This window comes from Chryseobacterium sp., from assembly GCF_041914225.1.
Taxonomy (GTDB): domain Bacteria; phylum Bacteroidota; class Bacteroidia; order Flavobacteriales; family Weeksellaceae; genus Chryseobacterium.
Map to the genome: position 1 here is coordinate 37211 of NZ_JAYSDT010000009.1, position 16092 is coordinate 53302.

12 protein-coding genes are annotated in these 16092 nt (G+C 39.1%); 6 read left to right on the forward strand and 6 right to left on the reverse strand.

Annotated elements, in window-relative coordinates; all coding sequences use genetic code 11:
* Nucleotides 1-5: 5 nt before the first annotated feature.
* The 6 genes from ACE3RB_RS06340 to ACE3RB_RS06365 all read right to left on the reverse strand — a co-directional run bounded on the left by ACE3RB_RS06340 (nucleotide 6) and on the right by ACE3RB_RS06365 (nucleotide 10710).
* A complete protein-coding gene (locus ACE3RB_RS06340; protein ID WP_374463515.1) occupies nucleotides 6-2240 on the reverse strand; it encodes a GH92 family glycosyl hydrolase in 2235 nt (744 codons plus the stop codon).
* A gap of 126 nt (nucleotides 2241-2366) precedes the next feature.
* Entirely contained in the window at nucleotides 2367-3338 is a 972-nt protein-coding gene (locus tag ACE3RB_RS06345; RefSeq protein WP_142726383.1) for a glycoside hydrolase family 130 protein, read from the reverse strand.
* A gap of 33 nt (nucleotides 3339-3371) precedes the next feature.
* Nucleotides 3372-4670 carry an MFS transporter gene (locus tag ACE3RB_RS06350; protein WP_374463460.1) on the reverse strand — a complete coding sequence of 433 codons (1299 nt, stop codon included), beginning with the start codon at nucleotides 4668-4670 and terminating at the stop codon, nucleotides 3372-3374.
* Between the two features lie 173 nt (nucleotides 4671-4843).
* The gene (locus ACE3RB_RS06355) at nucleotides 4844-6469 is read right to left on the reverse strand and encodes a SusD/RagB family nutrient-binding outer membrane lipoprotein (RefSeq protein ID WP_374463461.1); all 1626 of its coding nucleotides are present in this window, start codon (nucleotides 6467-6469) and stop codon (nucleotides 4844-4846) included.
* Nucleotides 6470-6486: 17 nt separating this feature from the next.
* Entirely contained in the window at nucleotides 6487-9447 is a 2961-nt protein-coding gene (locus ACE3RB_RS06360) for a SusC/RagA family TonB-linked outer membrane protein (RefSeq protein ID WP_374463462.1), read from the reverse strand.
* 384 nt (nucleotides 9448-9831) lie between these two features.
* A complete protein-coding gene (locus ACE3RB_RS06365; RefSeq protein ID WP_374463463.1) occupies nucleotides 9832-10710 on the reverse strand; it encodes an AraC family transcriptional regulator in 879 nt (292 codons plus the stop codon).
* A 201-nt stretch (nucleotides 10711-10911) separates the two neighbouring features.
* On the opposite strand from ACE3RB_RS06365, the gene ACE3RB_RS06370 reads away from it, so the two are divergent.
* The 6 genes from ACE3RB_RS06370 (at nucleotide 10912) to fabF (ending at nucleotide 16029) form a co-directional block, all read left to right on the forward strand.
* Complete coding sequence (locus ACE3RB_RS06370; protein ID WP_374463464.1) at nucleotides 10912-11778, forward strand: helix-turn-helix domain-containing protein; 867 nt, start codon at nucleotides 10912-10914, stop codon at nucleotides 11776-11778.
* Nucleotides 11779-11864: 86 nt separating this feature from the next.
* A complete protein-coding gene (locus ACE3RB_RS06375; RefSeq protein ID WP_002982623.1) occupies nucleotides 11865-12284 on the forward strand; it encodes an OsmC family protein in 420 nt (139 codons plus the stop codon).
* Nucleotides 12285-12464: 180 nt separating this feature from the next.
* The gene (locus tag ACE3RB_RS06380) at nucleotides 12465-13070 is read left to right on the forward strand and encodes a TetR/AcrR family transcriptional regulator (RefSeq protein ID WP_374463465.1); all 606 of its coding nucleotides are present in this window, start codon (nucleotides 12465-12467) and stop codon (nucleotides 13068-13070) included.
* Between the two features lie 10 nt (nucleotides 13071-13080).
* The gene (locus ACE3RB_RS06385) at nucleotides 13081-14349 is read left to right on the forward strand and encodes an acetyl-CoA C-acetyltransferase (protein ID WP_374463466.1); all 1269 of its coding nucleotides are present in this window, start codon (nucleotides 13081-13083) and stop codon (nucleotides 14347-14349) included.
* 10 nt (nucleotides 14350-14359) lie between these two features.
* Nucleotides 14360-14785, forward strand: coding sequence for a PaaI family thioesterase (locus tag ACE3RB_RS06390; protein WP_047427123.1), 426 nt, complete (start codon nucleotides 14360-14362; stop codon nucleotides 14783-14785).
* Between the two features lie 2 nt (nucleotides 14786-14787).
* Nucleotides 14788-16029: a beta-ketoacyl-ACP synthase II gene (gene fabF, locus ACE3RB_RS06395; protein ID WP_374463467.1), complete on the forward strand. Its 1242-nt coding sequence runs from the start codon at nucleotides 14788-14790 to the stop codon at nucleotides 16027-16029.
* Nucleotides 16030-16092: the final 63 nt, after the last annotated feature.

The following is a 16092-nucleotide window of genomic DNA, read 5'->3' on the forward strand; positions in this document are numbered from 1 at the left end:
AAGTCTTATTTTACAGGCTTGCTTCCCATTACAAATCTCAGCTCACCGCCGTTCATGATGTCGCTGTGGTTCAGTTCCCAGCTTTTGTATTCTTTTCCGTTCAGGAACATTTTCTGAACGTAGATATTCTTATCAGATATTTTGTCCGCAATCACTGTGAATGTTTTTCCATTCTCTAATTTTAAAGAAGCTTTCGGGAATTGTGGAGCTCCGATAGCATATACAGGTTTTCCTGGTGTCACAGGATAGAATCCTAATGAAGAGAAAATATACCATGCAGACATCTGACCGCAATCTTCGTTATTGACAATCCCATCCGGTTTTGCCGCGTACATATTATCACGGATGTATTTTACCATTTCCTGAGTCTTGTAAGGACTTCCTGCATAATTGTACAGGTATGGAACATGATGTCCCGGCTCATCACCAAATCCTAAAGACCCGATGAATCCTGAAATGTCAACATGCTGTTCTCCTTCCATATGCAGCGCCTCTGTAAAGGTTTTATCCAGTTTTTCTTCAAATCCTTTTTTTCCTCCGTACAGATTCATCATTTCATCAATCTGATGCGGAACAAAGAAATCATACGCCCAGATATTCCCGGAAACCCAGTGTGGCTGAAGCTTTTTCCAGTCGTTAAGAGTGAAATCTGACAAGAATTTTCCGTCTTTCTGTCTTGGCCAGAAGTGATTATTTTCTTTATTGAAGGTATTCAGGAAGTTCATAGAACGTTTTCTGTAAACTTCTGCTTCATCTTTTTTACCTAATTTTTCTGCCAGCTGCTGAATGCACCAGTCATCATATGAATATTCAAGTGTTGCAGACACGGAAGCTCCGTTTTCTGATGGTGTATAGCCTAGCTTGATATAATCATTAAGACCTCCGCCTCCGTCACTGCTGCTCATTTTATCCGTTAAAGAAGCATCTTTCATCGCTGCAAATGCTTTTTCGGCATCAATACCCGGAACTCCTTTTGAAATCGCATCCCAGATTACCGAAGCACTGTGATAGCCCAGCATACAGAAGTTATCATATCCGCAAAGCTCCCAGATCGGCATATGATCTTTACGGTCTGTATATCTGCTGATCAGAGAATTGGCAAATTCTTTTGTGTGCTTTTGGTCCATGATGGTCAATAGCGGGTGCGTTGCTCTGAATCCGTCCCAGTATGAATAAGTACTGTAATTCGTGAACCATTTGGTATTCATGTTTTCCTGGGCGGCAACATAATCTCCGTTCACGTCCATATAAAGGTTGGGTGCAATGAATGTATGGTAAACGCCTGTATAGAAAATTTTTCTCTGACTGTCTGTTCCTCCTGTCACCTGGAATCTTCCGATAAGATCTCTCCAGGTTTTTTGGGCGGTTTCTTTCGCTTTCGCAAAGTCAATATTTTTTGCTTCGGTATCGAAATTTTCCTGTGCATTTTCTGTGCTTACCGGAGATAAAGATACTTTTACTTCAATACTTTCCTGGTCTTCTGTCGAGAATCTTACGAAAGCTTTGGCATCTTTGGCAAGGGCAATTTTTTCATCATTTTTGATTTTTCCTTCAGCGTAAACGCCGTAAGACTTAAACGGTTTGGAAAACTCCATCACGAAGTAAGCAAACCGTTTACCTCCCCAGCCGTTGCTGTAGCAGTAACCTTTGATTTTATTATTGCCTTCCACACTTACTAAAGTATGGTAGATATTTCCGAAAATTTTATTGGTAGGATCAATAATGATGTTTGATTCATTACTCTTTGGGAAAGTATATTTGTGAAACCCTACTCTTGGAGACGCAGTAAGCTCTGCTTTGATTCCGTAGCTGTCCAGCATTACAGAATAATATCCCGGGGATGCTATTTCTTTATCATGGGTAAATGTTGAACGGTAACCTGTTTCCGGGTTTTCTTCTGACCCGGGAACCATTTTTACCTGTCCCACAGTAGGCATAACCAGAATATCCCCAAGGTCTGCCCACCCTGTTCCGCTAAGGTGATTATGGCTGAATCCCATGATCGTTTTGCTGCTGTAATGATATCCTGAACACCAGTCCCAGTCGCCGCTTTTCGTATTCTGATCCGGGCTCAGCTGTATCATCCCGAATGGCGTGGTTGCCCCTGGAAAGGTATGTCCATGGCCTCCTGTCCCTATGAAAGGGTCAACCCAGGATAAAACATCATTTTTATTTTGCTGGGCATTCGCTACAGAAATCAGGGTTGTAAAAAAGCAGATTAGCAGTTCTTTTTTCATGATAAGAGAGGTCTCGGAATTTTTTTATTTTAAAGTTGGTTTAAAAATAGGAAAACCATTATACAATTCCCAGAAAACAAAGGAAAATTAAAATGATTAACCTATTTTTCCTAAACTTATATTACTGTATTAAATTGAATTCTTTTTCATAAAATCTATGATTTCTGAGATGTATCCAAAAGCAATCGCAACTACGGTATCAGCCGCACCGTAATATACTGTAACTTTATCTCCTTCTGTCAATGCCGCACAAGGGAATACCACGTTCGGCACATCTCCGGTCAGTTCATACAGTTCAGCCGGAGCCAATAAATAAGGCTTTGTTCTGTACAATACTTTCGTAGGATCTTCAAGGTCCAGCAAAGCTGCTCCCATAGAATACCTGAATCCTCTGCAGGTATTAATCACCCCATGATAGAAAAGCAGCCAGCCTTCTTCTGTTTTGATAGGAACAGGCCCTCCCCCGATCTTCGTACACTGCCATGCACTGTCTTCAAAAGGGGTTACTTTCATTACACAGCGGTGTTCTCCCCAGTACTTCATATCAGGACTGTAGCTGATGTAAATGTCTCCGAAAGGCGTATGCCCGTTATCACTCGGACGGCTCAACATGGCATATTTACCGTTTATTTTTTCAGGGAACAAAACACCGTTTCTGTTGAATGGAAGAAAGGCATTTTCACACTGGAAAAATTCTTTAAAATCAAAAGTATACCCGATTCCGATGGTTGGACCGTTGTATCCGTTGCACCATGTGATCCAGTAACGGTCTTCAATGAAAGTTACGCGGGGATCATATTTGTAATCGGATTCAATCATATCCGTATTTCCTGCCTGCATTTCAATAGGATCATGGTTGATATCCCAATTGATTCCATCTTTACTGAAACCGGCAAAAATATTCATCTGCACGGCCTTGTTATCACAACGGAATACCCCAGCGAATCCATCTTCAAAAGGGATTACTGCACTGTTGAATATACTGTTGGATGTTGGTATCGCATATCTGTTAATGATCGGGTTTTCGGAAAACCTCCACATGATATCACTGCAACCTTCCGGGCGATCCTGCCAAGGGATCATTACTGATTGAGCTGTCATAAAGTTTTTAACTTTTTATTTAAAATTTGTTTATTAATTGTGTTCTTGTTCTTTCTGATTTTCAGGATAAGGGAAAGGAACAAATAAGGTGACTAAAAATGCGGGAATGGTAGCAATCAATACCCAGATAAAGAACATTTTATATCCGATCCAGTCACTGATCATTCCACTGAACATGCCGGGAATCATCACACCAAGATTCATAATTCCTGTTGCAAATGCATAATGCGCTGTTTTGTGTTTTCCGGGAGCAATCTGCTGCATCATGTAGAGCATTAATCCTACAAAGCCAAATCCATATCCGAAATATTCCACAACTACGGCAATTCCAACAGGTAAGAGGTCAGCCGGCTGATAATAAGCTAATAATGCATATACCACAAACGGAATATTGAATGCACAGCAAAGCCATATCAATGATCTTTTCAGTCCGCGTGCTGAGATAAAATATCCGGCCAGTACAGACCCTAAAATAAATGCTGCTGAGCCATAAGTTCCATAGACAAGTCCTATATCTGACGTGGATAGACCTAACCCTCCGGAAGTTCTTGTAGCTTTAAAAAATAAAGGGGCAATTTTGATCGCAAATCCTTCTGCAAAACGGTACAGAATAATGAAAAGCACGGACCATACAATATTTTTTTTGGTAAAGAAAGAGGTAATGACTTCCAATAATTCTTGACGGACATTTCCGGCTGTTTTTTCTTTTTTCTGCTCTTCTTTATTTTCGCTCGGCAGAATGAAATAGTGATAAATGGCTAAAGCAAAAAACAGTAAGGCATAAATCGCCATAATGATCATCCAGGCATTGGTAACTCCTTTTGTTTTTTCCAAAACTCCGGCAAAATAAACGAGCGCTCCACTGCTTATAATTTTAGCAAGATTATAAAAAGCACCCTGCCAGCCGATATATTTTGCCTGCTCTTTATTGGTAAGAAAGCCAATATATGTTCCGTCTGCTACGACATCATGGGTAGCTCCGCAAAATGCCACTACTGCAAAAAGGGCAATACTGTATTTGAAAAAATCATGCATCGGCAGACTTAAAGCTATCAGAGCAAACAGAATTCCTATGGCAAACTGGGTAAAAACAACAAAGAACTTTTTAGTTTTATAGATCTCCAGAAAAGGGCTCCAAAGCGGCTTCAATGTCCATGCAAACAGGATAAGCGCTGTCCAGAATGTGATCTGCGAATCCGAAACGCCCATATCTTTATACATAATTCCTGAAACCGCATTAATGGTTACAAAGGGTACTCCCATTGCAAAATATAATGTGGATATCCAGAGAATTGGCTGAATCCGACGGGTTCTGGAATTGTTTTTTCCCATATTTAAAAGTAAGATTCTAAAGAAAAAGAGAACATCTCAAAAGATTCATTCAGGCTTAAAAAACGAAACTATAAATTTTTTGGAGGTTCTACTCTATCCTCCCGCCTCAATGCTTGTTTCAGATAAACTGATTTTTGAGATGTCTCTTTATTAATGAGTGATTCTGAATATTTTTATTTCTTATCCCACCAAAGCTTGGTTCCTCCGGTATCAGGGCCGTTCAGCATTTGAGCAGCCTGCTGGTAATTATACAATGACGTTTTGGTATCAATAGTGAAAGGAATTCTTCTGATCATTGCTTCTGTACTGATGGCTCCGCCACTGTCATTCTTTCTTACTTTGAAGAGAATCGGATATCCTGTTCTTCTCTGTTCTGCCCAAGCTTCAGGTCCGTTTGGATAAAGAGAAAGCCATTTCTGGGTAATAATTCTTTCTAATTTTCTTTCGTTCGTGTCAGCGTTATTCCATGCAATCGTAATGGTACTTAACTGTGGATTTCCGACAGGCACATTATTGTCTGCATTTTTTGGATCAACATAAGGAGCTTCAGTAGAAGTTGTATCAGCAAGGTAAGCGGCAACGCTTGCACTTTTTCCCCATTCGCCGAAAGATTGCTGAACCCCTGTGGTATAGTTCGTTTGAATATCACCCGCTCCTGCATATCCTCTCAAAGCAGCTTCTGCTTTAAGGAACCATGTTTCTGCCGCGGTGAATAATTTCATTTTACCATCTGTAGCAGAGAAATAATCTCCGTTGGCAGATTTTGCCTGTGGTTGCGAGAATCCTCCATACGTTGATTTACCATTTAATAAATCAATTCCCTGACGGATTCCTATATATTTCCCCTGTAAGCTTGGATCAGATGCAGGAATAGCATAAGCAGGAAGTCTTGGGTCATTATATCCGTTCATATAAGCCATCAATGGAGCACCAATTAAGCAATCTCCCCATGAGTAAATGATGAAACTCAATTCTGATTGTCCAACGCTGATTAAAGCATTATCCGCATTATCAGTAATCAATCCTGCAGGTGAAGCTAATGCCTCTTCAGCATATTGTTTAGATTTTGCCGGATCTGCATAGCTCATTCTCATCGCTAATCTCAGTTTTAATGAATTGGCAAGCTTAGCCCACTGAGCCATATTTCCTCCGTAAACCAAATCTGCATTTTTCAGAGATGATCTATCTTCTACATTCTTTGTTGCAGGCATTGCAATAACTTTCTGTAAATCTGCAATAGCAGCAGTAAGGTCAGCTATAAAATAATTATAAGCATCCTGCTGAGAGTCGAAATCAGTAACTCCATTAGAGTTTGGAGTTTCGTATTTGCTGTACACTACAGGACCATGGCTGTCTGAAACTCTTGCAGCAGTAATCACTTTCAGGATTTTCTTCACAGCAAAGGTTCCTGTGAAATCTACCCCTTGATAGTTATTTTTGGCAGCATTGTCAATAATAATAGAATAGTTGAAAATATCCTGCTGTCTGGCAATAATTCTATTATTCCATCCGTCCATCATAGAATAAGTAAGGTTATTTACTCCTCCGTTAAATGGTGTTGCTGTACTGAACATTCCACTGTACATATCTGCACTCAGGTTTGGATATAACTGATAATCTTCCTGTAAACCTCTTTGAATAGATTTCATAGGATTAACAATGGCTATAAAATCTGCATAAAAATTTTCAGGGCCTCCCAGTTTTTCCTGATTGTATTGATCAAAGTCATTGGTACATCCTGATGCGGAAAACAGTACTGCTGCTCCGAATACCAATGTTTTAATAGTATTGATTTTCATTTTCGTAATTGTAAGAGTTAGAAGTTAGCTTTTAATGATAATCCTATAGATCTGGTAACCGGCAGGCCGAATGAGTCTACTCCCACTCCACCAGGCGTATTTCCCGATACCTGTTCAGGATCAAACGGTGCTTTTTTGTAGAAGAAAAATAAATTGGTTCCTACTAGGCTTACCGTTGCGTTTTTCAGATATTTTGAATTTACATCAAATGTATATGAAACAGATGCCTGGCGTAAACGTACCGTGGTAGCACTGTAAAGATAAGCCTCGTCCACTCCTTTTCCATATCCTTCAGTAGTTCCTACTCCTTTATAATAATCTTTTGCATTGGTCAAACCTGTATAAGCCTGCCCTGCATTCGGAGTACCCGGAGCATATACCGCATTTGGAATCGCAACACCACCAGCATCTCTGGCATCAGCAGTAGCCTGGCTTACCCCATAAAGATCATTTGCTTTTTCTGTAAGCGATAGAACTTTACCCCCGAATTTACCATCAATAAGGAAAGAAATTCCCAGTTTACCAATATTAAACGCGTTATTGAATCCAAGAATGAATTTAGGGTTCGGGTTACCTAAATAAGAAGGTGTGTTTTCAGCCAAAGGAACTCCTTTTTCATTCACTAAAATACGTCCCTGTTCATCTCTTTTGAATTTAATTCCGTAAAGATCTCCGAAAGAACCTCCAAGCTTAAGTCTTGTATAGTCTCCTCCTCCTGTTAATGAGAAAAGTTGATTTTCCGGAATACTAAGGCTTGGTGGGAATAATTCAACAATTTTGTTCTTGTTAGCAGAAGCATTCACCGTAGCCGTCCATCCGAACTTTTCTGAACCAAAGATTTTATAAGAAAGAGATGATTCAAAACCTGTATTCCTGATTTTCCCGGCATTCAGATAATAGGACCCCGGAGCCAGTCCACCTAAGTTAGAGAAGACTGTTATTTCCAGCAACTGATTGCTTGTGTTGGAATTATAGTAAGTAATATCGAAATTCAATCTGTTATTTAACAACCTCAGCTCTGTTCCAGCCTCGAAAGTCTTATTTAGTTCTGGCCTTGGAAGTAATGCTTCAAACCCAGGTCTTGTTGCAAAAGAACTCTTAGGGTATACAATTGTTCCTGCATCTACTCCATAAGTATATCCTTTGTTGTATTCAACCATTGCGTTGGAAATATTGGTAGGTAGGCCCAATCCTACAGTGGCATAAGAACCTCTTACTTTCCAGAAATTAATAACTTCCGGTAGTTTAAAGATGGTCGATAAGATAGCATTAGCTCCTACAGATTCATAATCAAACCCTGTACGTCCTGTTAATGCTAAAGTAGAATCCCAGTCATTTCTGAAGGTCATATCTACATAGAACATATTTTTGTATCCTACGGAAGCACTTGCAAATACGGATTGTACTTGCTTTTTCATATTCGTATAGGTATTATGATATCCGTCTCCCGGCGATCTGTTGATATTCCACTGAAGATTATTCGCAGCAAAGAGGTTAGGATTTGCCAGGTAGGCATTATCAATCTGTCCTATTTTATTTCTTGTAGTATTGATACTTCCTCCTACTGTAAAATCTAATGAGATAGTCTCACTTATTTTAGGGCTACCAATCAACAAAACATCTCCATAGGTAGATGAATTTTCATAGGTATTTTTAAGCATTCTCCCATTAGTACCGTTAGCCAGCAGGGTTGGTGCGGAAAAAGCTGCAATATCACGCTGGCTGTCTGAAATATTCCAGCTATAATTACCTCTCACTCTCGCTGTTAGCCAGGGATTGATCTGGTAAGACAGGGAAAGGGCTCCATATGTATTTTTATTACTTACAGTAACCGGATTACGGTTTAAAATCCAGTAAGGGTTCTGTGTTGGCGGATTTCCTTTGAAACTTCCATCCGGGTTAACTTCCCACCAGTTCTGAGCTGGCAAGAATCTTGTTTTATCTAAATAAGAATAATTATCAGGTCGGTATTGATCAAAATCTACTCCTCTTGGCAACCAGTACAAACTCGTTAAAGGGGAAAAAGATGCCCCTGGCGTTTGTCTGTTCTTACTTTCCTGTAATGAACCAATGAAGTTGGCATCTAATGTCAGCTTATCATCCAGGAATTTACTTGAATTTCTAAAAGAGACATTATACTGATCAAAATACGACATCGGAACCACTCCCTTGTTAGTTGTATTTCCGATAGAGAAATAACTTGTTGATCTCTCGTTCCCAGATTGAAACGAAAGACTGTTTACCCATGTAGTTCCTGTTTGTAAAAAATCTTTAAGGTAGTCTTTTGAAGAGCCTTTTGCTCCCCAGCTGTCTACAGCCTGACCAGGCTGTGACCCTGAAACTGATGGATCATAAGACAGATAACTGTGCTGCAGTTTTGGAAGACTATAAGCCCTGTCTACGGTAAGGCTGGAGCTGTAAGTAATTGAACTTTTCCCTGCTCGTCCTTTTTTAGTGGTAATCAAAATAGCTCCGTTACCTCCGGCTGAACCGTACAATGCAGATGCAGATGCACCTTTCAGGAAGTTAATGCTTTCAATATCATCAGGATTGATAGAGCTCAGTACATCTCCGGGATCCGGCATATTGGAATACTGTCCAATATCTGCCGATTTTCCTGTTCCATTGATAATAGGGATTCCATCGATAACATATAGCGGCTGTGTATTATTTACAGATTTATTCCCTCTCATAATCACCCTTACGGAACTTCCTACACCATTGGTTCTGTTAATCTGTACATTGGAAACTTTTCCGTTGATCGAATTTAATAGGTTGGGAGTTTTCACTTCTGTAAGCTCATCCCCGCCAATCTGCTGACTGGAATACGTTAAAGAGCGGGCCTGCCTTTTTATCCCCAAAGAGGTGACTACGACCTCCTCAATACTGGTTGTCTTCGTAGTGTCGGCTGATTTTTTCTCCTGCGCATTCGCCGTAAGTGAAAAAACGAACAGAACGGGTATAACTGCTTTTCTCATAAGGTATAGATTCGTTAGATTTAATTGAGAATCAATGACATCACTTTATTTTTCAATACAAAATAAATTATTGGTTTTTCAGCAAAATTTTGCTGTTTATGTATTAAATTATTTAAAGTTTTGTTAAGATTTAATTCACATTCACAAATCTAAATTTTGTAACCAGTCTGATATAATACTATTTTATCATAAAACGATATTATTTTTTCAGCATTTTTATTTTAACGCAATTAACAAGCTATATATCAACACAATGCACCACCTTATAAACAATTAAAAAAAATAGGATTTATCTTGGTTTTCATCAAAATAAAACCGGATATGAATACCCGGCTCTTTTTATGTTTTATGCTGAAATAGTAACGTTCTAAAGCAAATAAAAAATCATTCGATTTTTTTCACTCCTTTAAATTGTTCTTTAAATTCAGTTGGTGTTGTCTTTTTGATGGACTTAAATACCTTGTTGAAGTTCGCAATATTATTAAAACCTGCTTCAAAAGCAATCTCAAAGACAGTAAGGTTCTTCTCCATCAGCCAGCGTGCAGCATAGCTGATCCTTATTTCATTCAGATAATTGATAAAGGTTTTGCCTGTTCTTTTTTTAATAAACCTATTGAATGTCACATTACTCATATTCACCAGCGAAGCAACCTTATCCAGCGTTATTTTATTTTCGAAATTCTTGTGTACAAAGTCGTGTACAATCTTCATCTTGTCGTTATCATCAAAAGTTTCAAGCTCAATACTGTATGATGACAAAAGTGTTTTATTATCAGCAATGGCCAGCTCATTCAGAATCTTCATAATTTCTATGAAAGATTCAAAACTGTTCATCTTCGACAGGTTGAGAAACGAATCTTTTAGTTTTTCAGCTGTTTCCTCAGAAAAAAGAATGCCTCTGATGGAGTCCTTCATCAGATTGTTGATGGGTTTCAGAATATTTTTCTGCATCATGGACTGATTAAAGAAATCCTGATTGAACTGTATGGTGATTTCGTGGGTTTTTCTGTTTTTACACCGGTAATTTGCCCAGCAGTGTGGCAAGTTAGGCCCTACGAGAACTAATTCCAGATTACCAATTTCTCCGGTATGATCACCTATCATCCTGCGATAGCCCTTTCCTTTATAAACAAAATTAATTTCAATCTCAGGATGGTAATGATAAGGAAAGTCAAAAGAAGCTTTAATCCTGTCAAATACAAGAAAGCTATCCTCGGGAGATAGTGGAGTTATTTCTCTCAGAATGTTTTCTAATTTGCTCATACAGGCAGTTTTAAAAAAAGGGGTTACTAATAGGGATCACAGTACAAATCTTTGTAAAAATGATAAAATAATATCAATGTAAAAACTTATTTTCGATTTATTTTATTCCTATTCTGTAGATCAGATATCAGAAATTTGGGTTTCAATAATTTAATACCGTTCAAATCCTGCATTTTTGTATCTTTAAATTAAAGTTAAAGTATGCTGCAACCGCTTATTTTTGAAGATCATTATAAAAGACTCGGTCTGGAAGTCTTTTCAGAGGAAAACCTGAAGAACTTCAGCGGGGATCGGTTCAGAGCAGATATTAAAATATTTTTTATTCCCGCCGGATATGAGCTTATGGTCGATTTTAACCATTACAAGACCCAAAAGCCTTCCCTGTTTTTTCTGACCAACCAACATCTGAGTATACAAAAAGGAAAAAATGAGGCTATTCTCCTTTTTTACAACCGTGATTTTTACTGTATCCAGATTCATGATAAAGAAGTAGCCTGCGATGGCCTTCTCTTTCATAATGTATTTGAAATTCCTTTTGTGGAGCTTGATCATTCTGAAGCTGCTCTCATAAAAGATCTGTTTCAGAATATTAAGGGTGAACTTGAATGGAAGGATTCGTCAGCAGAGGAAATGATAAGAACCTATGTAAAACAGATCATCATCCGGGCTACCCGAAAATGGAAAAAACAAAATTTAGATAATGATACCTTCAGAATTCCTGGCAGTGAACTTGATATTTTCAGGGACTTCAGCAGGCTTCTTGAAATTCATTTCAGGGAAAAGCATAACGTCGCTGATTATGCAGAACTGCTTCATATGGCTCCGAAAACTTTAACCCATAAATTTAAAAATTTAAATCTCGAATCTCCCAATCAGTTTATCATCAACAGAATTTTACTGGAAGCAAAACGATTGCTTTTTTATACAGACAAACCTGTAAAAGAAATTGCCTACGACCTGGGATATGAAGATCCGGCTTATTTCAACCGGCTTTTCACCAACAAAACTGGAAATACACCGGCCAATTTTAAAAAAAATTACACCTCGGGAAAAAAGTACAATATTTAAGTCTTTTTATCTATTGAATACGCCCGGCCACTAACCTACCTTTGTAACATCAAAATCAAACAATATTAAAATAAAAAACAAACATTATGAGACGTAACGCAACAGCCGTTTGGAACGGTACCATCAAAGAAGGAAAAGGACATTTAACTACTCAGAGTACCACTTTAAATCAGACTCAATATTCTTTCAACAGCCGTTTTGCAGATGGTGTGGGGACAAACCCTGAAGAATTGCTGGCAGCTGCCCATGCAGGATGTTTCACCATGAAACTGGATGCAGAGCTTTCACAAGCCGGATATAACCCTGAAGAATTAAAAACAACTTCTGTAATCACTTTAGATCCCAACATTGGAAAGATTACAAAATCTGAACTGACATTAACCGCTAAAGTGCCTGGAATCTCAGAAGAAGAATTCCAGAAATTCGCTAAAATTGCTGAAGAAGGATGTCCTGTAAGTGCCGCATTCAACTTTGAAATTACATTGAATGCTACTTTGGAAAACTAATCCAAGTTTTCATTCAACATCAAATAGGAGCGGGTTTTAGCCCGCTTTTTATTTAAAACAAGAATCCATTGGCTTGAGCCAAAACCTGAAAGCCTAATTATTTATCTGATTAAACTTTTTCAGATAAAATATACCGAATGGTATATTTTTGTATATTTGCATCATATTTAAACATTTATAATGTCGAAGGCAGAAAAAACAAAACAGCATATCATTGAGAAAACAGCAACTCTTTTTAATACCAAGGGTTACATTTCCACATCGCTGTCAGACATTACCCAGGCAACCGGACTGACGAAAGGCAGTATTTACGGAAATTTCGAAAACAAGGATGAAGTAGCCATTGAGGTTTATAAATATAATGCCGGAGTACTTGGTAAAACCCTAAGCCGTTCTTTTGGAGATGAATTCCCGACTTCTTTGGATAAACTTCATGCCTTTGCGGATTTTTACCGGAAAAACTGGAAGTTTGTCTTTGCAAACGGAGGATGTCCTCTGATGAATGCTGCAACAGAAGCAGACGATTCTTTTCCTGCCTTAAGAGCCCAGGTAAAAAGGTCTTTTGAGCAATGGATGACAAAAATATCAGATACCATTGCAGCAGGGCAAAGTAAAGGGGAAATTGATAAAAGTATCAGTGCTGAGCAGTATGCCTCCCTATTCATTATGCTTATTGAAGGTGGAATCCTGCTTTCAAAAACAATGGGTGACCAAAGCTTTCTAAACCACGCTTTAGATAGAGTCTCCCACATGATTGATCATGAACTCAATATTCTTCCATCATAAATTATATAATATGGAAACAAAAAAAGTGGCTATTGTAGGATACAACAGAATTCCTTTTGCCAGAATGAATACCGCTTATTCGGAACAGGGGAACCAGGATCTCCTTCTTGCCTCCCTGAACGGATTGATAGACCGTTATCACCTCAAAGGAAAGCGACTCGGGGAAGTTGCCGGCGGTGCTGTAATTAAACACATTTCTGAAAGCAACCTCATCAGAGAAACCGTAATGAATACAACGCTGGATCCTGCAACTCCTGCATGTGACCTTCAACAGGCATGCGACACGGGAATTGAGGCGGCCATTTATATTGGAAATAAAATTGCTCTGGGCCAGATAGACTGTGGTATTGCATGTGGTGTGGAAGCCATGAGCAATATACCTTTTGAATCTTCACCCCGTTTAAGAAAAGCCCTGCTGAAAGCTAATAAAGAAAAGTCAGCGTTTGGAAAATTAAAACAATTACTGAGTCCGAAACTGAAAGACTGGATGCCTATTCCCTACAAAGGACAGGAGCCCAAGACAGGCCTTGTTATGGGTGAACATACAGAAATCACTGCAAAATATTACAATATATCAAGACAGGAACAGGATGAACTCGCCTTAAAAAGCCATCAGAATATGGCAAAAGCTTATGATGAGGGATTTTTTGACGATATGATTACTCCCGCTTTCGGTCTGGATAAGGATAATAACCTAAGACGTGACAGCAGCATTGAAAAGCTTTCACAGCTGAAACCTGCCTTCGACAAGCAGAACGGAACTTTAACAGCCGGAAATTCAACGCCATTTACAGACGGAGCTTCAGCAGTTTTGCTGGCCAGTGAAGAATGGGCAAAAGCCAATGGCCTTCCTGTTTTAGCTTATATCACCTTTTCAGAATTGGCAGGAATAGAATATGTTGAAAATAAACAGGATCTTCTTCTGGCACCGGTTTTTGCGGCAGAAAGAATGGTGAAAAAAGCAGGAATGAATCTGTCTGATTTTGATTATTATGAAATTCACGAAGCATTCGCTGCACAGGTTTTAGCCACTATAAAAATCTGGGAAAATGACGAGCTGGCCAAAAAATTCGGATTGGAAAAAGCCCTTGGAACGATTGACAGAAGTAAACTGAATGTAAAAGGAGGAAGCCTTGCAGCCGCACATCCTTTTGCCGCAACAGGTGGCAGAATTATCGCAACCCTGGCAAAACTACTTCATGAAAAAGGCAGTGGAAAAGGATTTATATCCATCTGTGCAGCCCGCGGACAGGGAGTAACGATGATTTTAGAAAAATAAAAACTTACGTATGGATAGATTAGCACAATTAAAGCAATTCATCGGAAAAGAATTTGACCAGTCACCCTCTCCTTTTATGAAATGGCTCAATCCTGTTGTTCTTTCTGCAGAAGAAGGCCAGTTGGAATTTCAATATACCATAAGACCGGAATGGCTGAACCCTGTCGGAAACCTTCACGGTGGAGTTACCGCTGCCATTATAGACGATATCATTGGCGCTACGATGTTTTCTTTAAATGAAAATTCTTTCATTACCACGATAAATAATGTCATCGATTATTTTTCAACTGCAAAAGAAAATGATAATATTGTAGCCGAAACTAAAATCATTAAAAGAGGTAAGCAATTCGTCAATGCACAATGCGAAATATGGAACGCAGACAAAACACGATTAATCGCAAGAGGAACCTCCAATTTATTCAAAATCAATAACTAAGTATGAAGAGAGTTGTCATTACAGGTCTGGGCGCAGTGACGCCTTTGGGAAATAATGTCGAAGAATTTTGGCAAAACAGCATTAAGGGAGTCAGCGGCGCAGGACTCATCACCCATTTCGATACAGAAAAATTTAAAGTACATTTTGCCTGTGAGGTAAAAAACTTTGACCCTAAAGTATATCTGAACCACAATGAAATCAAGAGAAGTGACTTGTTTACACAATATGCGATGTACGCTTCAGCAGAAGCAATCCAGGATTCCGGGCTGGAACTTGAAAAAATGGATCCGTTTGATACCGGAGTAATCTGGGGAACAGGACAGGGTGGAATGTGGACCTTCGAAAAAGAAGTGATGGATTTTGCAGCGGGTGATGGTACACCACGTTTCAATCCGTTCTTCGTTCCGAAATTCATTGCCAATATGGCATCAGGAATGATTTCCATGAAATATGGCCTTCAGGGGATTAATTATACTACGGTTTCTGCCTGTGCTACTGGAAATACAGCATTGATGGACGCTTTCAACTATATCCGTCTCGGGAAAGCCAAAGTTATCATCAGTGGTGGTTCTGAAGCAGCTATTACACCGGCTTCCATCGGAGGATTCTCTATTATGAAGGCAATGTCTACAAGAAATGATGATTTTGCAACAGCCAGCCGTCCTTATGATGTAAACAGAGATGGTTTTGTAATGGGTGAAGGTGCAGGAGCTCTGGTTCTTGAGGAATATGAGCATGCTGTTGCCAGAGGAGCAAAAATCTATGCAGAATTAGCGGGAGCAGCAATGACTGCGGATGCTTATCATATGACAGCACCTCATCCTGACGGTGTGGGAGCGATTAAAGCAATGCAGCTTGCAGTGAAAGAAGCAGGAGCCAATATGGAAGATATTGATTACATTAATCCGCACGCTACTTCTACTCCGATTGGAGATACGATTGAATTAACAGCCATCAACAAAGCGTTTAAAGGAAGCAAGAATCTTGATATCAGTGCCACAAAATCCATGACCGGGCATTTGCTGGGGGCTGCCGGCGCGGTAGAAGCCATTCTTTCAATCAAAGCAATTCAGAATGGGATTATTCCTCCAACAATCAATCTTCACAATATTGATGAGAGTATTCCTAAGGATATCAATATTGTATTTGGTGAGGCGAAAGAAAAGAACATCAATTTTGCATTGAGCAACGCCTTCGGATTCGGAGGACATAATGCGACTGTAGTATTTAAGAAATTCAGCTAATCTGATTAGATAATTGGAAATCCCTGCATGGTTTTCATGCAGGGATTTTTTTGCAGTTTAAAA